Raw genomic sequence first — 19,381 nt, 5'->3', positions numbered from 1 at the left:
GAAGGAATTGTTAAATCCTTAACGCGTTTCTCAAAAATCATTTAAATTTAACATTAAATCTATGAAAATACTTATTTCCTTTATCATTTGTTTGTTTATGGCTTCTTGCGCTATGGCACCTTCCAGCGTGGAAAAGTTCAACGGTGTGAGTTTTGTTGGTACTCGAATTCCTATTGATATTGAGCATGTAGAACCTCTCATAAACATTAATGCTACTCATGCAGCCGTGATGCCTTTTGGGTTTATGAGAGATAAAAACAATCCTGAAATTATTTATAATTCCGAAAGACAATGGTTTGGTGAAACCGTTTTGGGTGTGAAGCAATATGTTGAAATGCTCCGTACTCACAACATTCAAATCATGCTAAAACCTCAAATTTGGATCGGTAGCGGTGAATTTACTGGACATATTGAACTGGAAACCGAAACCCAATGGCAGCAATTTGAAATGTCTTACGAAAAATTTATTCTTGAATACGCCCAACTAGCCGAAAGTTTAAACATCAAATTGTTTTGTATTAGCACTGAATTGGAGCGTTTTATAAAGAATCGACCAGAATTTTGGAATGTTCTCATAAAAAAAATCAAACAAATTTATACCGGAAAGTTGACCTACTCAGCCAACTGGGACGAATACCATAAAACTCCTTTTTGGAATGAATTAGACTACATTGGAGTTAATGCTTATTTCCCGCTAATAGACGAGCAAACCCCAAGCATTGAATCCTGCAAAACTGCTATGCAAAAATGGAAAACAGAAATGCATGAGATTTCGATACTCCATAGCAAGCCAATTGTATTTACCGAATTTGGTTACAGAAGCGTAGATTTTACAGCCAAACAACCATGGCGTTTTGATCGTGACATGAATGTGGTAAATCTCGAGGCCCAAGTCAATGCCACACAGGCATTTTTTGAGATGTTCTGGCATGAAGATTGGGTCAAGGGTGGTTTTATTTGGAAATGGTTTCCAAACCACGAAACTGCCGGCGGTATTGATGACAGCCAGTTTACACCTCAGAATAAACCTGTGGAAATGATTATTAAACAGCAATTTCTAAAATTTAAATAATTATAAATATTGATTTTAGCCTAATGATTCGGTTTATTGAACTTTAGTTGTAATGTTTTACATATTACACGACGAAGTTTAATATTTTGTTATACGTGAAAAACTTTATTAAAAAATGTTTTCTGGCTTAAATTATATTGTATGGTTCTAAGATGTATTCTCATTTTTGTCTTTTTTAGTACGACCTTTTCTGGCTTATCTCAAAACTCTTTTATTTCGGAAGTTGAAATTGAAGGAAATAAGCGTACAACAACAAATTTTTTAAAACGACTGGCTTTTGTTAAGAACGGTAGCACATTGGATTCTCTTAAAATAGCAGATGATGTAAGGCGATTTACCTTATTACCATCAGTTGCAAGTGCGTCCTTCCAATTGTACGAAATTGGTCCTGAAAATTATAAAGTAGTTTACAATATTGTAGAAAATTTTGCAATTATTCCCGGTTTAAATGTGTCGCAAGATGTTAATGATGATATCGCTTTTAGAACCTCTTTGTTCGATTTTAATTTTTTAGGTCAAAATCAAATAATTGGAGGCTTTTATAGCAGAAATGTTTTTGATTCTTATGGTGCATTTTGGGAAGCGCCTAACCTGTTTACCCGAAAGTTAGGATTTGGATTAAATTATCAAAATAATGTACTTCAGGAACCTATATTTTTTGATGACGGTAGAGATGTTGATTATAAATTTGACAGCTCATCTTTCGAGTTTCGATTTTTTTACGAACACAACTTTAAAAATAGATTTGAAATAGGATTGAATTTTGCAGCGATCAACTACAATTTATTAAATGGTGATGTGCCTAATAATTTTCCTGAAACTTTAGAGTTGAATAGAATTTTGGTTGTTGGAGAATATCAATACAATAATTTGGCCATAGAATATCAATATGTTAGTGGTTTTAGGAGTCTTTTGTCGTATGAATTCACCTTAGACTCAAAAGGTGATAACGACTTATTGCGTAATTTTTTTGTAGGGCGAAATGATTTTGAGTATTTCAAAAGAGTTGGTACTAAGGGCAATTGGGCAAATAGATTGAGATTGGGTTTTGCTAGTAACAGTTCAACGCCATTTGCGCCGTTTGCATTAGACAATCAATTAAATATAAGAGGTGTTGGAAATGTTGTTGACAGAGGTTCAGCGTCAGTTGTACTGAATACGGAATACCGATACACCCTTTACGAAAAAGGTTGGTTTGCCATGCAAGGCAATGCTTTTATTGATGCAGGCACATGGCAAAACCCCGGCGGAGAAATCAGCGATTTGGTAAAGGTAGAGAATGCCTCACTCTTTTCCGGCTTGGGACTGAGATTTATTCACAAACGTATTTTTAATGCTGTTTTTAGAATAGATTATGGATTTAGCCTTGGTGATAAATCCAACAGTGGAATTGTTTTTGGAATAGGTCAATATTTTTAATAATAAACTATTGTCCAGATTAAGCAGCAACAATTATTAACAGGAAAAATGTTTCTTGTAATATTGGTAAAGTGATTGCGGTGAAGCTCCTAAACGCTTTTTAAGGTGTACCATCCAATAATGGTATTGTAATTTCCAAACCCCATGTTTTTGATAATTTCTAGCCGAAGAGGAAATCCATTGTTGAATCACCTTAAATTTCCCATGTTTGTAAAGTTTAGCAATTAAAATATTGTCTTCGTAAATTTGATAGCTTTCATCATAACCACCAAGGGTTTCAAACAATTCTTTGGTTATAAATAAACTTTGGTCTCCGCCGCGACACATCCTCCAGTTTAATTGTGTAAACCATCCAGCTAGTTTAAGCCACCAATGATTGCTATCAAATTTCATTCGGAAACATCCAGTATTGGAACCTTTATTAATGGTATCTATTATATATTGGTCGAAATATTTAGGTGGAAAACAATCGGCATGTAAAAAGTAAAGTATATTGGCAGTTGAAGCTTTAGAGCCAGTATTCATTTGTTTGGCTCTTCCTTTTTCAGAATGTAATAATTTAACCGGAATAAAGTTGTCGTTGTTTGCAGGTTGATTGGATTTGATAAAGTAATTTACTTCGTTAACTGTTTGATCGGTGCTGCCACCATCCACAACTATAATGTCCGAAACATTGAATCCTGATGAATGTGCCAATAAATATTTAATAAGATTGACTATCCTAACAGATTCATTATAAACTGGTATGACAATTGAAATTTTACTCATTCAAATCCCAGTTGTAGTCTAAGTAACTCGTTTTGGCTTTCGGGCTAATTTCAATATCAGTGTAGCCGTTGATAAAATCAATCACTGAGCCATTCTGTTTAAAATCTTTTGTAAACCACTGAAATATCTTGGAGAGTTTTAAGTCGTTTTCGGTAATGATGTTTCTGTTAGGATCTGCTAAAAAAGCCTTAGTACTTTCAGTGAGTTGTGCTTCTAAATTAGAAGACGTGAAGGCGTGATTTTGAAGTTTCGGACAAGAAAAAGAGGCGCAAACAATGGCAAAATGAATGCGCGGCTCCTCCATTTTTCGTAATATTTGATGTTCTATTTCACTTAGATTATACCATTTGTTGCCTAATTTCCATAAGCGTTCATCCCAAGGGTTTTTGATGTCTTTGATGCTTTTAATGGGGTAATGTCTTAAAATTAAATCGACCGTGAGCGCATTGTAGGCATTGATCCAGTAGGCTAAAACATCGTTTTTAGTCCACATATCATCAGGGAGTTGTTGCGCTAAACTGTTTATATAGTTATTTAATTGTTGTCTGTTTGCTTTAAAGGCTTTATAGTTTACATGACCTTGTTCTGTAACATGGGCTTGCAAAAGCTTATGCCAATCTTCATGATTAAAGGCTTCAACCATTTTAGGCAGGGTTTTATCTGTGGCCTCCTGTTCCAACTTAATAGTAATTGTATCTTTAATAACGCTTGTTTGTTCTTGAGTTACAGTTTTTGCCTTTTCAGCAGTTTGGCTAGCGACAGAATCAATAACTTTATTGGTGTTGATTTGAGTTGTTATTGCACTTTCAGGTGTTTGAGTCTTTGGCGTTTCTTTGGCAACAATAGACGTTGTTCGGACACTTTTACAGCCTGTAACAAGCAAAAGTAATATTAGCAATATTGATAAATTTTTCATTGTAAGTTAAGGTTTTACAAGCCTCTTCAGCTTGTTTTGTTTATTTAACGGATACAATTCTTGACTTAAAAAATCTTTTGGGAAATGCTCATCACCATCAAAACCAAGTTCAATATCTCGTCCGCTTTCAGGGACATGGCAAGTTTTAAACAGATAATCCCAAAGACTCAAAGTTAGTCCGTAGTTAACACCATACCTTACGTGTTCAGGAAGCTTTTTGGCGTGGTGCCAAATATGCATTTTAGGGTTGTTAAAGATGTATTTTAGAATGCCGTAGTCCCAACCTAAATTGGCATGGTTTAAATGTCCAATTACAATATTAAAAAAGTGAACAATGGCCACATCTTGGGCATTAAATCCTCCGATTATTGCGATAGGCACGTACAAGATGGTTTTGTAAACAATAGGTTCCATCCAATGATAGCGCAAGTGTGCTGCGAAACCCATTTCTTTGACGCTGTGATGTACTTTGTGGAAATTCCATAATAGCGGCACGCGATGCAATAATCTATGGGTATTCCATTGTACAAAATCGCTTACCAAAAAGAAAATGAACAGTCCCCAAAACTTGGGTAAGATGTTCATATCAATGAGCTGCAGGCTGTTGATGTTTAAACCGAAAAAACCTATAAAATCATTGAATAATTCGGCCACCGTATTTGATAAAGCTATTAATACGATTAGATTCAACAGGAAAAAATTGAAGAACATATAAAACGTATCCAACCAAAAGTCTTTTCTGAAGATTTTTTGATTTTTCCGCCATGGGAATAGTATTTCCAGCGTCCAAACTACAATTGAAATGATGATTAAGCCATAGAAATAATTATCCCAATGGTTAACATTAATAAGTTCGTGCTTCAGGTAATTCCAGTAACCCTTATAGGATTTTAAAAAAATGTCGATGTATTTTTCCATAATCACTTCCTGCGTAACAGGTTTCCTATACTTTCATTAAAAGAATAAATTTAATATAATATATACTATAACAGCAACGAAAGCTGCCATTGGTAATGTAATCAGCCAAGACGACACTATTTTATAGGTGGTCCTAATATTTGATTTTTTATTAGCAAAACTAATTCCAAAGATAGCACCCACAGAAGCATGTGTAGTTGATACGGGTAGCCCAAAAACACTTGCCGTTGTTGTAAGAAATCCAGTAACTAAATTAGCTGTAAATCCTTGGCCCTCGTTAATGCTAGTGATATTTTTACTCATATTGACACCAACTTTTTTAGCATTGAGAATCCCGCCAATTGACATAGCGACTGCTATTGCAACTAAACTCAAGCTAGTATTGGTATTGGTTGTAATTAAAAGAATAGCTGCAATTTTTGGAGTGTCGTTTAATCCGCGTGCAAAACTCACCAATCCCGCACTAAAAAAATGTAAAAGCCTTATGATGTGTTGTGCGGTAATCCCCAACAGTTTTCCTGAATATTGTTCGGATACAGTACAACTGCTAATTATTGGATTCTTAGTTATTGCAGCGCACTTCTCTGTTTCTTGGTAATATAAAAACTCTTGTGTTTTTTCGTTGATACAAATACAGTAGTCTTTAGTAATACTGGTTTGCATACGAACGTAATTAAAAATTTTATACATAACAAAACTCAGTACCGAGGCTAAAATAGGACCAACAAACAAAGGCAATAAAAAGAGTATCATGATGCTATTGAAAAATCCATTATTGGTGTTGGCTATTAACCCAAGTCCGGTTAATGCTCCAACCAAAGCATGGGTTGTAGAAATTGGCATCCCAATTTTAGTGGCAATGTAAACAGTTATGGCTGCACCCATAGCAATTGAAACCCCAAATGTTGGCAATTGAATTAAGGCATCGTCTAAAATTCCCTTTCCCGAAAAATTGGACATGAGTTGCTGAGCAAAAAATATGGCAGCAAGACCACCTAAAAAAGTAGTAACGGTTGCCCAAATTAAAGCCGTTTTATAACTACAGGTTTGGCTACCAAATAAGGTGGCAACGCCCTTGAAGTTGTCATTAGCACCATTTGAGTAGGCCAAAAAGAATACAGCTATGATTAAGAGTACAATCAATTTCGCATAGGTTTTTAGCAGCAGCCACCACCATCATAATGGAAGGTAGATTCGCTTATAAAAATATCTTGTCTATTTAGAGATGCCAAAGCTGCTGCTGTTTTATCGCAAATAGCCAGTGGTTGGTTTTGTACTAAAACATGGCCTTTGTGGTCGTCGAAATAGGATTCGTTTCCAAAGTAAATGGCAGCTTTTCCGGTAAAAATGCATGGACCATCAATTGGCATAGGGTCTTTGATAGCTGCAACCTCAATAGATTCGATGTAAATAAGTTCGTCTGTTGGATAATGATTGGGATCTAAGATTCTATAAGGTTTTCTCGCCCTGATTTCGATAGTGCCAAAGCCAGCGTCTGTAAGTGCTTTAACGTAATCTTTAATTGGTAAACTTCCGCTTAAGCATAAGGCCCGTAATCGTTCGTCGTTGCGCAATGTTTCATTCATAGGTTGCTCGCAAGTAGGGTCGCTCATAACTAATTTTCCGTGTGGTTTTAAAACCCGGTACATTTCATCAATGGCTTTCTTAAGATCTTCAGCTTTAAAAATATTGAATAAACAATTCTGTGCTGCCACGTCTATGCTATTATCTTCCACTGGCAAATTAAGAGCGTCTCCCTTTTTAAGTTCTACAAAATCACTTTTAAACCATGGATTCAAGGCTTCGGCCTCTGAGAAATTTTTGCGGGAGGCTTCCAGCATTTCATCTACCATATCAACACCAATCACGCCGTTTTTCTGTCTGTTGAAATAGGAGAATTGTAGTAATTCCATTCCGCCACCAACACCTACATAAAGCATTTTCGGATTATTTGACAAGTCGCGAGCATGAACGGTACTTCCGCAACCATAATTCATTTCTTGCATAATTTTTGGGATTTTTAAACCCGGTAATTCCCAAATGGGATTGGTGGTGCAGCACAAACCCACATCTGGTGTTAAAGCTGCTTCTTTGTAAACGTCGTAAGTGGTATCTAAATATCCCATGATTGCGTGATTTTAATTATTGTATCTAAGCTCTAGCCCTGATTGCAGCGGCATCCTCTCCCCAAGCCGACTTGGGGAGAGATACAGCGGAAAGCAGGATTGGCTCCAAAAAAATTATAGTTGTTGTATTAATTCTTTAAAAATAGTGATCATGTTAGGTTCAGCTTTGTTGGCCATGGCAATGATTTCGTCTATGTTGACTGGTTCTAGGTGTTCTGGATCGCATTCGTCCGTTAAAACCGAAACAGCTGCCGCCTTCATTCCTAGATGATTGGCAACGATAATTTCTGGAACAGTACTCATACCCACCGCATCGGCGCCCATAATTTTAAGCATGCGGTACTCTGCCCGGGTCTCTAACTGCGGACCAACCACGCTGGCGTACACACCCTTGTGTAAGGTGATGTTGTGGTTTGCAGCAATAGTTTCTATTTTTTGGTTAATTTCTGCATTGTAGGGAGCGCTCATATCAGCAAATCTCACTCCTAATTTTGCCACGCCTTTAAATGCTAGAGGTGAGCTGCCTTGGAGGTTGATATGGTCTTCAATCAGCATCAATTCACCTTTTTTAAAGTTGAGATTGATGGCGCCGGCTGCGTTAGATACTAACAAGGTATTAATGCCTAATTGTTTCATAATACGAACGGGATAGGTTACATCTTGTAAGGAGTAACCTTCATATACATGAAATCTACCTTGCATAATCACCACTTTTTTGCCTTCAACTTTGCCAAAAATGAGTTTGCCTTTGTGGAACTCAACCGTGGCAGTTGGAAAATACGGAATGTGGTTGTAGCTGACTTCTTTAATAATGTCTACGTGGTCTAATATCTGTCCTAAGCCTGTGCCAAGGATGATGCCTATTTCGGGTTGGTCAAAACCTTTTTCTTTAAGATAGTTGGCGGTTTCTTCTATAAATTTTATCATAATGTGCTATTTTAAAAAAGCTATTTGTTTGAGAATTTCTGGATGTAATTCTAAATCTTCAAAAGTATCTATATCGTTTAAGGTTTCTATGGTTTCAAATTGGTAAGGTTTTAAATCTTTTATGGTGTCCTTAAAAACCGTCTCGCTACTCCATTGTTTCTTAGAAAAAATGGCTGGCAATAAAGCTTTCATTCCTAGAAGATAGTAGCCGCCGTCTTTAGCGGGTCCAATCACCGCGTCGCTTTGCTCAAGGACTTTGAAGGCTTGGTTGATGTGTTGCGGGGTTAAATCGAATAAATCGCTGCCTACAATGATCACCTTTTCATACTTCAAATTGAATTGTTCCTGAAACGCCTCATGCATGCGATCGCCTAAATCTTCACCTTGCTGAATAAATTTACGATAATTAGCCTTATTCCAAATATCGATTGGCGCAATTTCAGAAGAATAATAAACCGCCACATCACAATCTATAGTGCTTAAAACTGCTTCGGTGTGATGGAGTAATAATTTGTAGACTTCTAAGGCTGCTTCATTGCCGATAGTTTTGGCTAGCCTAGTTTTGACTTTGCCTAATTCTGGATTTCGGGTAAACACGATGACGACATTTTTACTCATAAACCTTAATGCCTTTTTGTAACCATTTGCCCCATTCTTTAGAATATGCATGAACACTATCGGTTTCCCTTCCTTCTGAATTAACTATTGAAAAATTCTTATTCTTCCACTCAAAAATACCACCGTACAAGTTTTTTACATGGGTATAACCGGCATTTTTTAACTCATGACCAATAATTTCTGAACGAACACCAATAGAACAATACACCACAATGGGTTGGTTTTTATTGGGTATTTGCTCCGTGATTTGCTCAATGTCAAACTTATGATGTCCAACATGAATGGCATCTTTTAAATGGCTCACTTGATATTCGTTGAATTCACGTGCATCAAGAATAAGGACTGTATTGGAAGCAGCGGCTAAATCTTCAACCGAAACAACTTCAACAGTGCCTTTGGTGTATTTTTTAAAAACTTCGTCAAAACTAGTCTGGGAGAAACTTGAGTTTACTGCCAAAAAGAACAAAATGACGATGGATAATTTTAAAAATTTCATCAATTAAAATTAAGTTACGCTGCCTTGACAGCTGCTACCTGCACCAGCCGTACAACCGTAACAATGTTGGGAAATGGCAATGGTTCTGCCTTCTAGCAATTCGGTTTCAAACGCTGATATATGTTTAGCCTTACTGTTGACAGGAAGTTGCAGCATTTGATTAAAATCGCAATCGAATAAATAACCATCCCAACTCACCGAAAGTGTGTTGGTACACATCACGTTTTTAACTGCTGAAGGATTGTAGGCTTCAACCAAAGCGTACATATAATCTTCATAATTTTCTGAAGCAATCAAGTAATCTAAAAATCTGCTAATTGGCAAATTGGTAATGGCGAATAAGTTGTGAAATTGAATACCAAAATCTTCCATTAAAGCCTTTTTAAAATCTTTCTCCATCGAGGCTTGATCTCCAGGTAAAAATGCTCCTGACGGATTATAAACCAAGTCTAGTTTTAACGGACTTCCTGGCATACCGTAACCTATGGCATTGAGCTCTTCTAGTGCTTTGATTGATTTATCAAAAACACCATCCCCACGTTGTTTATCGGTTTTACCTTTGGTCCAATGCGGCATAGAACTCACCACATGAATATTGTGTTTTTTAAAAAATTCTGGCAAGTCGTAATATTTTTTGTTGGCGCGAATAATGGTAAGATTAGAACGCACAATGAAATCTTTAATACCTACTTTTGAAGCTTCTTCCACAAACCACCTAAAATCTGGATTCATCTCGGGTGCGCCACCAGTTAAATCTAAAGTATGGGCTCCAGTTTTTTCGATGACCGACAGAATTTGTTGCATCGTTTCGCGGGTCATGATTTCTTTCCGATCCGGACCGGCATCTACATGACAATGGGAGCAAACTTGGTTACACATATAACCAACGTTTACTTGTAAAATCTCCAGTTTTTTGGCCTTTAGCGGAAACTGATTGGTTTCAGCAATTCGATCAGCAAATTTTGGTAAGTCGCCACTTTGAAAAATGCCATTCGATAAAATTTCTAATTGTCGTTTACTGTTGGCAAGTTCGCTTTCGCGCTTGTGTAAGGATTTAATCATAGATTTTTAGCAATTTTTTTTTAAATGATTATTCATGTTGTAATAGATCCTTCGCTTTGCTCAGGATAAGCGATTCACACAATTTTTTTTATAAAAAAATTGGTTCACTGCTTAAAAATCCAATTTATTCACCTTATTCATCATTTGAACACCGTGCACCAAGGAGGCGCCACCTCTAATGGCCGCTGCTACATGTAGTGCTTCCATCATCTCTGCTTTGGTAATGCCTCGTTGTAATCCATCGCCTGTATAGGCATCGATACAATACGGACATTGGATGGTATGGGCTACTGCGAGGGCTATTAATGATTTTTCTCTGGCACTTAGTGCACCTTCTTCAAATACTTTTCCGTAGTATTCAAAAAATTTGGCGCCAAGTTCTTCGTTCCATTCAGATATTTTACCAAATTTCTTGAGGTCGGCTGGGTCGTAATAAGTTTTTTGCATAGCGTTGTTCTAGGTTAATTATTTTTTTGGTCGTTTAATGCAATATATCATTACATACGAAAGTACTTTACTTTTGGTTTTATAAAATTAAGGGTTAAAGATAACTAATATTTTATTCCAACTTAAAATCGACTTAAGCACTTTCAACACTAAAAAGCCTGCTTTGGTGTGATTTTTGATATATTGCGTTTACCAACTGAAAAATCATTTATGAATCATCGTCAGCCGCAAGGAGTTTGCTTTGCGCGTTCCACATATCCGTCTATTTTTCACGCTAAAATCAAGTTTAAATTTGATGTATGGATTGGCCTTTGCTTTTTGTTGTCCTTAGCAGTAAATGCTCAAACGCTTACCGTTAAAGATGCAACAACCAATGAACCCTTAGAAATGGTTACACTTTGGAATGAGGCGACAAACGTTTATGCCATTACCAATGCCAAAGGTCAAGTGAATATTGAAGCTTTTAAAGAAATAAGGGAAATTGAATTCAGTTCTTTAGGTTATAAAACTGAAATAAAAAGCTATTCTGACTTGCAACAGAACAATTTTTTAATATTAATGCAGGTTTCCAATCTCAGTTTGAATGAAGTTGTCCTTTCGGGAAACAGATGGCGCCAGTCAAATCGGTACTTACCAACTAAAATTGAAAACATAGCAAAGCGAGAGGTGGTTTTACAAAATCCTCAAACAGCCGCCGATTTACTCGAGATTTCGGGAAAAGTATTTATTCAAAAAAGTCAGCAGGGTGGTGGAAGTCCTATGATTCGAGGGTTTTCTTCAAATAGATTGCTTTACACTGTTGACGGTGTACGAATGAATAATGCCATTTTTAGAAGCGGCAATCTTCAAAACGTGATATCGTTAGATGCCTTTGCCACTGAAAATACAGAGATTTTATTTGGCCCATCATCAGTAATTTATGGAAGTGATGCCATTGGCGGCGTGATGAGTTTTCAAATGCTAACACCACAATTTTCATTAGACGATAAACCTTTGGTGAAAGGTAGTGCGGTCTATCGCTATGCATCGGCTAATAGCGAATCTACGGGCCATTTTCACGCCAATGTAGGTTGGAAGCAATGGGCGATTTTAACCAGTTTAACGTCGCAAGATTACGACCACCTCCGGCAAGGTCGTCATGGGCCAGACGATTATTTAAAGCCCTATTTTGTTCAAAGAATTAATGGTCAAGATCAAATTATTAGCCAAGACAATAAACTTTCACAAACGCCATCGGCATTTTCTCAAATTAATGTGATGCAAAAGGTGCGGTTTCAACCCAACAATGCATGGGATTTTCAATACGGATTTCACTATTCAGAAACCTCGGCTTATGGCCGATACGACAGGCATAACCGTTTGCGAAACGATTTGCCACAATTTGCCCAATGGGATTATGGCCCGCAAATTTGGATGATGAATAATTTAAATATCACCCACAACCAAAAACAAAAATTATACGATGAGTTTACGGTGAGACTTGCGCATCAACATTTTGAAGAAAGCCGTATCAACCGCAGATTTAATAACGATATTCAGAACAGCCAGGTAGAACAGGTCAATGCAATGTCGGTTAATTTAGATTTTAAGAAGAAATTAAATCAGAGTCATACTTTATATTATGGTACCGAGTATATATTTAACGAGGTTAAGTCTAGTGGAAGTGAGCAAAACATAAACACTAACGAAACCAATGCTGCATTATCAAGATATCCGGAATCCACATGGCAATCGGCTGCTGTTTATGTTTCTAATGAATATAAGTTGAATGCTAAAACTACCTTACAAGGTGGTTTGCGTTACAATTATTTTAAGGTGAATTCTGAATTTGTCAGTCAATTTTTGGAGTTCCCATTTACTGAAGCTAATGTCTCTAATAGCGCTTTTACAGGAAGTTTAGGTGCAGTTTATAGACCCACCAAACGATGGATTTTTAAAGCTAATTTCGGTTCGGCTTTTAGAGCTCCTAATGTTGATGATATTGGTAAAATTTTCGATTCAGAACCAGGTGCAGTTACAGTGCCAAATACCAATTTAAAACCAGAATATGCCTACAATTTGGATTTGGGTGTCGCTATGGTGGTCGGTAATTTTATAAAGTTCGATGTTACCGGTTATTATACAATTCTGGATAATGCCATGGTGAGAAGAAACTCGCAGTTTAATGGTGACGATTTTATTGAATACGAAGGCGAGTTAAGCAGAGTACAGTCCATACAAAACGCTGCTATGGCATATGTTTATGGTGTGCAAATTGGGGCTGAGTTAAAACTTCCTGATGGATTTAAATTTTCAACCGACTTGAATTTTCAAAAAGGAGAAGAAGAAATGGATAACGGTGTTAAAAGTCCGTCACGTCATGCACCACCCTTCTTTGGCTTTTCTCGATTGACTTATCAAGGCGAGAAACTCAATCTTCAGCTTTATACCCAATATCAAGGAGAACAAAGTTTTGAAAATCTCGCCATAGAAGAACGCAGCAAAGATGAAATCTATGCTAAAGATGATAATGGTAACAATTACGCGCCTGCCTGGTACACATTAAACCTCAAGGCCTTGTACCCGCTAACAGAAAAGTTGACGATTACGGCTGGATTAGAAAATATTACCGATCAACGTTATAGACCATTTAGCTCTGGTATTTCTGGTGCAGGAAGAAATTTCATAATGGCCTTGAGAGCAAATTTTTAAAGGTTATTTTTGTTGCCCTTGCATCCTAAATTGAATGAACAGAAAAAACCACGCCTATTTACTTAGAAATACCCGAAAGGTTCACCGCATTACTGGTGCCACATTATTTTCATTCTTTTTTGTGGTTTCTATAACCGCTTTTTTATTAGGATGGAAAAAAAACAGCAATGGCTTTTTATTGCCACAAACCCAACAAGGCACTTTGGTAAGTCATGAAAAATTTATTTCGATTGACTCAGTGCAAAAAATTGCGTTGATTCAGTTTGAAAAGGATTATAAATCTCTAACCCCTTCAATTGATAGAATTGATATTCGCCCTGAAAATGCAGTAGCCAAAGTGGTATTTGACAATGATTATTACGAAGTGCAAGTAGATTTGGGTAACGGTTCCATTTTACAAACAGCCAGCAGACGCTCAGACTTTGTTGAAAATATTCATGACGGCTCCATTTTAGATGTACTTTTTAAAACCAACAGTAGTGTTTTTAAATTGATTTATACCAGCATTATGAGTTTGGCTTTACTGCTTTTTACGGTATCGGGTTTTTGGCTATGGTATGGACCGAAGGTGATGCGAAGGTTGAGAGGTTCAGACTAATGTTATTTGTTTATCATTCATTTTTAACTAAATAAGATGGTGCTTTGATGAATATCAGATTATAGTTCAGTAAATTTCCCTACATTTGTTTCAATGAGCAAATTATTAGCCATACTACTTTCCACAGTGATTACACTTCAAAGTGTCAATATCAATATTGCCGATGTTTTAAATATTGGAGAATTAATTGAACACGCCCAAGAACACAAAGAAGAATTTGGCGATAATTTTTTTCAATTTATAGCCAAACATTACGGCATAGAAAAAGCACTTCACGCAGGTCATGAAGACCATCAAAGTAGCCATGAAAATTTGCCTTTTCAGCAGAATTTCCAGTTGTCTTTTGTGTTTGTATTAGACTTGAACAGCACTTCTTTCTCATATTTAAAAGATTTTCCTTTACAGAATCAACAATCCCTATTTTTCTACAATACTCCAAGTAGTAATGTATTTGTGTCTGGTATTTTCCAACCACCACGCTTAGCATAATTAATTTATTTAAAACGATTATTTGATTTACCTACACGCATTAAATTTTAGTGCTTAGTAAAATTGGTAGTCCGTTTAATTGGTGTTTTCCACAAACCTTTTTCAAAATAATTAAAATTATGCTAACTAAAATCATTCATTTTAGCATTCACAATAAATTTATCATCTGGTTATTTACCTTGCTTTTAGTAGTTTTCGGAATATTTTCGGCTACCAGAATATCTATTGGTGCCGTGCCAGATATCACCAACAATCAGGTTCAAATTTTAACTACAACTCGAAATTTATCTACTGCAGACGTTGAAAAATTCATCACTTATCAAATCGAATTAGAAATGGCAAATCTACCCGGCGTCACTGAAATACGCTCGGTTTCAAAGTTTGGTTTATCGGTGGTGACTGTGGTTTTTGAAGATGATATGGGTACCTATTTACCCAGGCAATTGATTGCTGAAAAAATAAAGCAAGCGGCAGAAAAAATTCCTGCAGGGTTTGGCACTCCCGAAATGGGACCTATCTCAACGGGTTTGGGTGAAATTTATCAATATGTTCTCGATGTTGAACCAGAGTTTAAGGGCCGCTACACAGCTACCGACTTAAGAACGATTCAAGATTGGATTGTTAAAAGACAATTGTCCGGTATTCCAGGCGTGGTAGAGGTTAACACTTGGGGCGGATTTCTTAAGCAATACGAAATTGCCTTACAGTCTAATAAGCTCAACGCGATGAACATTTCTTTTGATGAGGTGTTCAGGGCTTTAGAAAATAACAACAGTGTTGCTGGTAGTGGTTATATCGAAAAAGTAGATCAGGCCTATTTTATTCGCGGTGAAGGTTTGGTGGAAAGTTTAAGTGATATTGAAAATATCGTGGTAAAAAATATTGGCAACACACCAATTTACATCAAAGATGTCGCGAAGGTGCAGTTTGGCAGTGCTGTAAGATTTGGCGCAATTACGGGCAACGGCGAGGGCGAAAAAGTTTTAGGTCAGGTTATGATGCTCAAAGGCGCCAACTCAAAACAAGTCATAGATGCCGTTAAAGATAGAATTGAGCAAATTTCAGGTAGTTTACCCGAAGGGGTTTATATCAACGGATTTTTAGATAGAAGTGAATTGATTGGTAAAACAACCTTTACAGTCATTGAAAATCTTACCATTGGCTGCCTTATTGTGGTATTTGTGTTGGTTTTGTTGTTAGGAAATTGGCGCTCTGGTTTGGTGATTGCCTCAATCATTCCCTTAAGTATGTTATTTACTTTAAGTTTAATGTACCTGTTTAAAGTAGATGCCAATTTAATGAGTTTAGGCGCCATCGACTTTGGGATTATCATAGATGGTGCAGTCATTATAGTTGAGTTTGTGAGTTTCCAAATCACCCGAAAAGCAGGCAGTTTTATAGGACTATCAAGATTAGATCAACAAAACATTAAAGACAATATTACTGCAAAAGGGGCGTCTAAAATGATGAATTCTGCCGTGTTTGGGCAACTGGTAATTATTATAGTATTTATTCCCATTTTGGCATTAAGCGGCGTAGAAGGCAAAATGTTTAAGCCCATGGCACTTACTTTTAGTTTTGCACTTATTGGAGCTATGATTTTGTGTTTGACTTATGTGCCTATGATGACGGCCTTGTTTGTAAAACCTTCCAAAGAAACCAATAAATCTATTTCGGTAAAAATCAACAATTGGCTTTATAATTTGTACCAGCCAATCATCAATAAAGCCTTGGATTTTAAAAAATTAGTTTTGATTGGAGCATTGGCGTTATTGGTGTTTAGTGTTTATTTATTCAGTACGATGGGTGGCGAATTTGTACCCACATTAGACGAAGGTGATTTTGTAATTCAACCCGTCTTAAAAACTGGAACATCCCTTGCGAAAACGGTTGAAATAACCACCCAGATAGAACGAATTTTAAAAGATGAATTTCCTGACGAGGTGAACCAAATAGTGTCCAGAATTGGAGCAGCCGAAGTACCCACCGACCCCATGAGTATGGAAGAAAGTGATGTTATCATCACATTACAACCTCGAAAACAATGGACCAAAGCCAACAGTAAAGATGAATTGGCCGACCGTTTTAAGGAAGTACTTGAAATCATTCCCGGTATGGAACTCGAGTTTACACAACCCATCGAAATGCGATTTAACGAGCTCATCACCGGAGTTAGAGCCGATATAGCCATTAAAGTGTTTGGAGAAGATTTGAGCATCCTGGCCGATAAAGGTGAAGAAATTAAAAAACTCATTGAAAACGTTGAAGGCGCTGCCGATATTACTGTTGAAAAAATAGAAGGACTACCGCAAATTAGCGTTGTCTACAATCGGAAAAAAATTGCACGCTTCGGATTAAACATAAGTCAGGTTAACGATGTTTTGGCTATGGCAGTTGCTGGCAAGACCATGGGAACCGTGTTTGAAGGCGAAAAACAATTTGATATGGTGGTACGGTTAGAAGCCATGGGTCGTCAAGATATAGAAGGGATCAAAAACCTTTATGTTGATACGCCTAGTAGCGGTAAAATTCCTATGAGTGAACTCGCAGACATCAGCTATCAGGTGGGACCAGCAAAAATATCCAGAGATGATACCAAACGGCGTATGGTAGTTGGTGTCATGGTAAGAAATAGAGATTTACAAAGCGTGGTAGACGATATTCAAATTATTTTAAAAGCTCAATTAAAACTGCCTGTTGGTTACACCATTACCTATGGCGGCCAATTCGAGAATCTGCAAAGTGCTTTACAAAGACTCAAGATAGCGGTGCCGGTGGCCCTAATTTTAATTTTTGTGATGTTATACTTCGCCTTTAACTCTGTGAAAGATGCCTTGATGATTTATTCGGCTATACCGCTTGCTGCTATAGGTGGCGTATTCTTTTTGTGGATACGTGATTTACCGTTTAGTATTTCGGCAGGTATTGGATTTATTGCGCTGTTTGGCGTGGCTGTACTCAACGGCATTATGTTGATAGAACATTTTAAAACTTTAAAAGAACAACATACATTTAAAGATATGGAGGCATTAGTCAAACAAGGCACCAAAGATCGTTTTAGAGCTATTATGCTTACCGCATCCTCAACAGCATTAGGCTTTTTGCCAATGGCGGTTTCGGTAAATGTTGGTGCTGAAGTACAAAGACCACTTGCAACAGTGGTTATTGGCGGTTTAATAACCTCCACCTTTTTAACCTTGGTTGTATTACCAATACTGTACATTTATTTTGAAAAATGGAATTTTAAAAGACCAAAGTCCAAGACTGCTTTAAAAACAATGCTAATTGTTTTTGGATTGGGTAGTTTTTCGGGAGGGACAGCTCAAAATTCACCTAAAAATTTAGAAGCACTTATTCAACTCGCTACAGAGAATAACAGTGCGTTAAAATCGGAGGCCTTTAAACTTGAGCAATCAAGTGAGTTAAAAGGTAGTGCTTTCAATTTTGATAAAACCAATATTTATTATGGGTTTGATGAAAATAATATTGCTGAAAACGGACAGGCAATTTGGGTATTTGGTATACAGCAAAACTTTTTGTTTCCAACGGTTTATACAGCTTCTAAACGGTTGTTAAACAAACAGTACGAATTTAACAATAGCAAATATGCGGTAGCTTCTAAACAGGTTGCCAGAGCAGTTACTTCAGCTTATTATCATTATACTACAGCTTCACAAAAAGCCGAAATTTACAAAAGCTTAGATAGTTTATACACCAATTTTGCTAAGAATGCTGCACGCCGATTTGAGCTAGGTGAAACTAATTATTTAGAATCTATTACGGCCAACTCCAAACAGCGACAAATACAAATTGCCCGCCAACAAGCACTTATGGATATAGGTATTTGGTATGAAGAATTACACAAATTGGTTCAAACAGAAGATAGCCTGAACATAGCTCAACCACTTCAATCGCAATTAGATTTAGTCTCAATTGATGTGCAACAACAACCAGAAGTTGATATGTTTAAGCGTAGCTTAGAAGTTATGACTGCCGAAAATAAATTAGAAAAAAACAGGCTACTGCCAGACATCAGTTTGGAATATTTTCAAGGTACCAATGAATTGCTTAGCGGTTATTTGTACGGTTATCAGGTAGGGTTAAAAATACCTATTCTCTTTGGCGCACAATCATCTAAAATAAAAGCTTCTAAAATAGGGATTTCAGCAGCCGAGGCTTCATTAAAAGATATAGAATTACAAATGAATTCTAGACGGAATGCCTTAGAGAAGGAATTGGTGAAATTTCAGCAACACGTCACCTATTATCAAAATGAAGGTCAAGCCCTTTCAGCAGCTATTTTAAAAACCGCCGAAAGTAGTTTTAGAAATGGTGAAATAGATTTTTTTCAATATATTTTAAGTATTGAAAATGCCTTTCAAATTGAATTAGATTATTTAGATGACCTCAACAATTATAACCAAACCGTTATAGCCATCAATTACTTAAGTCTTTAAAAGTTTAAAAAATAAATCATGAATATATTTAAAATAAAACCAGCCTTCTTTAGTATTATGGTCTTGTTGATTATAGCTTCTAGCTGCGATATTAAAAAAGAATCTACAGAAAATATTGAGAACGAAGATTCAGATACTTTGGTCATTACAAAAGCACAATTAGACCTTAATAACATGGCTATTGGAAAAGCTGAAACCAAGGATTTTCCAATGACTGTAAATGTTACCGGTATGATAGATGTACCACCGCAAAATAAAGCTATGGTGAATGCCATTAAGGGTGGTTATATTAAAAGAACGCCCCTTTTGGTGGGTAATGTGGTAAAAAAAGGAGATTTTTTAGTTAGTATTGAAAACCCGGAATTTTTAAAACTTCA

The 19,381-nt window shown here is 36.6% G+C and carries 16 protein-coding genes and 1 pseudogene; 7 read left to right on the top strand and 10 right to left on the bottom strand.

The annotated features are described in order from the left end of the window. Window positions 1–61: 61 nt before the first annotated feature. Together V7Z48_RS07970 and V7Z48_RS07965 are read left to right on the top strand one after the other, a co-directional pair. On the top strand, window positions 62–1,072 hold the full coding sequence (locus V7Z48_RS07970) for a glycoside hydrolase family 113 (protein ID WP_334112879.1): 1,011 nt from the start codon (window positions 62–64) through the stop codon (window positions 1,070–1,072). 141 nt (window positions 1,073–1,213) lie between these two features. Beyond that, on the top strand, window positions 1,214–2,491 hold the full coding sequence (locus V7Z48_RS07965) for a hypothetical protein (protein WP_334112878.1): 1,278 nt from the start codon (window positions 1,214–1,216) through the stop codon (window positions 2,489–2,491). Window positions 2,492–2,527: 36 nt separating this feature from the next. Here V7Z48_RS07965 and V7Z48_RS07960 read toward each other — a convergent pair whose 3' ends face one another. The 10 genes from V7Z48_RS07960 to V7Z48_RS07915 all read right to left on the bottom strand — a co-directional run bounded on the left by V7Z48_RS07960 (window position 2,528) and on the right by V7Z48_RS07915 (window position 10,769). Continuing rightward, window positions 2,528–3,259, bottom strand: coding sequence for a TIGR04283 family arsenosugar biosynthesis glycosyltransferase (locus tag V7Z48_RS07960; RefSeq protein ID WP_334112877.1), 732 nt, complete (start codon window positions 3,257–3,259; stop codon window positions 2,528–2,530). Next, entirely contained in the window at window positions 3,252–4,175 is a 924-nt protein-coding gene (locus V7Z48_RS07955; RefSeq protein ID WP_334112876.1) for a DUF547 domain-containing protein, read from the bottom strand. Before V7Z48_RS07955 ends, V7Z48_RS07960 begins: the two co-directional genes overlap by 8 nt. A 6-nt stretch (window positions 4,176–4,181) precedes the next feature. Further along, window positions 4,182–5,093 (bottom strand): sterol desaturase family protein, encoded by a 912-nt coding sequence (locus V7Z48_RS07950; RefSeq protein ID WP_334112875.1) that lies wholly within the window; start codon window positions 5,091–5,093, stop codon window positions 4,182–4,184. A 36-nt stretch (window positions 5,094–5,129) separates the two neighbouring features. Further along, window positions 5,130–6,236 (bottom strand): inorganic phosphate transporter, encoded by a 1,107-nt coding sequence (locus tag V7Z48_RS07945; protein ID WP_334112874.1) that lies wholly within the window; start codon window positions 6,234–6,236, stop codon window positions 5,130–5,132. A gap of 14 nt (window positions 6,237–6,250) precedes the next feature. Further along, window positions 6,251–7,219, bottom strand: coding sequence for an arsenosugar biosynthesis arsenite methyltransferase ArsM (arsM, locus tag V7Z48_RS07940; protein WP_334112873.1), 969 nt, complete (start codon window positions 7,217–7,219; stop codon window positions 6,251–6,253). A 114-nt stretch (window positions 7,220–7,333) separates the two neighbouring features. Further along, window positions 7,334–8,146 carry a purine-nucleoside phosphorylase gene (locus tag V7Z48_RS07935; protein WP_334112872.1) on the bottom strand — a complete coding sequence of 271 codons (813 nt, stop codon included), beginning with the start codon at window positions 8,144–8,146 and terminating at the stop codon, window positions 7,334–7,336. A gap of 6 nt (window positions 8,147–8,152) precedes the next feature. After that, the gene (locus V7Z48_RS07930; protein ID WP_334112871.1) at window positions 8,153–8,764 is read right to left on the bottom strand and encodes a TIGR04282 family arsenosugar biosynthesis glycosyltransferase; all 612 of its coding nucleotides are present in this window, start codon (window positions 8,762–8,764) and stop codon (window positions 8,153–8,155) included. After that, window positions 8,757–9,260 carry a rhodanese-like domain-containing protein gene (locus V7Z48_RS07925; protein ID WP_334112870.1) on the bottom strand — a complete coding sequence of 168 codons (504 nt, stop codon included), beginning with the start codon at window positions 9,258–9,260 and terminating at the stop codon, window positions 8,757–8,759. Before V7Z48_RS07925 ends, V7Z48_RS07930 begins: the two co-directional genes overlap by 8 nt. Window positions 9,261–9,269: 9 nt before the next feature. After that, entirely contained in the window at window positions 9,270–10,322 is a 1,053-nt protein-coding gene (gene arsS, locus V7Z48_RS07920) for an arsenosugar biosynthesis radical SAM (seleno)protein ArsS (RefSeq protein ID WP_334112869.1), read from the bottom strand. A gap of 111 nt (window positions 10,323–10,433) precedes the next feature. After that, the gene (locus V7Z48_RS07915; RefSeq protein WP_334112868.1) at window positions 10,434–10,769 is read right to left on the bottom strand and encodes an arsenosugar biosynthesis-associated peroxidase-like protein; all 336 of its coding nucleotides are present in this window, start codon (window positions 10,767–10,769) and stop codon (window positions 10,434–10,436) included. 210 nt (window positions 10,770–10,979) lie between these two features. Here V7Z48_RS07915 and V7Z48_RS07910 point away from each other — a divergent pair, with 210 nt between their 5' ends. The 5 genes and pseudogenes from V7Z48_RS07910 to V7Z48_RS07890 all read left to right on the top strand — a co-directional run. Continuing rightward, window positions 10,980–13,460 carry a TonB-dependent receptor gene (locus tag V7Z48_RS07910; protein ID WP_334112867.1) on the top strand — a complete coding sequence of 827 codons (2,481 nt, stop codon included), beginning with the start codon at window positions 10,980–10,982 and terminating at the stop codon, window positions 13,458–13,460. A gap of 34 nt (window positions 13,461–13,494) precedes the next feature. Beyond that, window positions 13,495–14,058 (top strand): PepSY domain-containing protein, encoded by a 564-nt coding sequence (locus V7Z48_RS07905; RefSeq protein ID WP_334112866.1) that lies wholly within the window; start codon window positions 13,495–13,497, stop codon window positions 14,056–14,058. Window positions 14,059–14,151: 93 nt separating this feature from the next. Continuing rightward, entirely contained in the window at window positions 14,152–14,547 is a 396-nt protein-coding gene (locus V7Z48_RS07900; RefSeq protein ID WP_334112865.1) for a hypothetical protein, read from the top strand. 119 nt (window positions 14,548–14,666) lie between these two features. Further along, complete coding sequence (locus tag V7Z48_RS07895; protein ID WP_334112864.1) at window positions 14,667–19,004, top strand: CusA/CzcA family heavy metal efflux RND transporter; 4,338 nt, start codon at window positions 14,667–14,669, stop codon at window positions 19,002–19,004. An 18-nt stretch (window positions 19,005–19,022) separates the two neighbouring features. Next, window positions 19,023–19,381, top strand: a pseudogene (locus V7Z48_RS07890) (efflux RND transporter periplasmic adaptor subunit); the annotation flags it as partial.

This window comes from Paucihalobacter sp., assembly GCF_036825875.1.
In the GTDB taxonomy this organism is placed as follows: Bacteria; Bacteroidota; Bacteroidia; order Flavobacteriales; family Flavobacteriaceae; genus Paucihalobacter.
The sequence above is the reverse complement of the archived record's forward strand: the minus strand, read 5'-3'. Positions and strand labels throughout refer to the sequence as shown.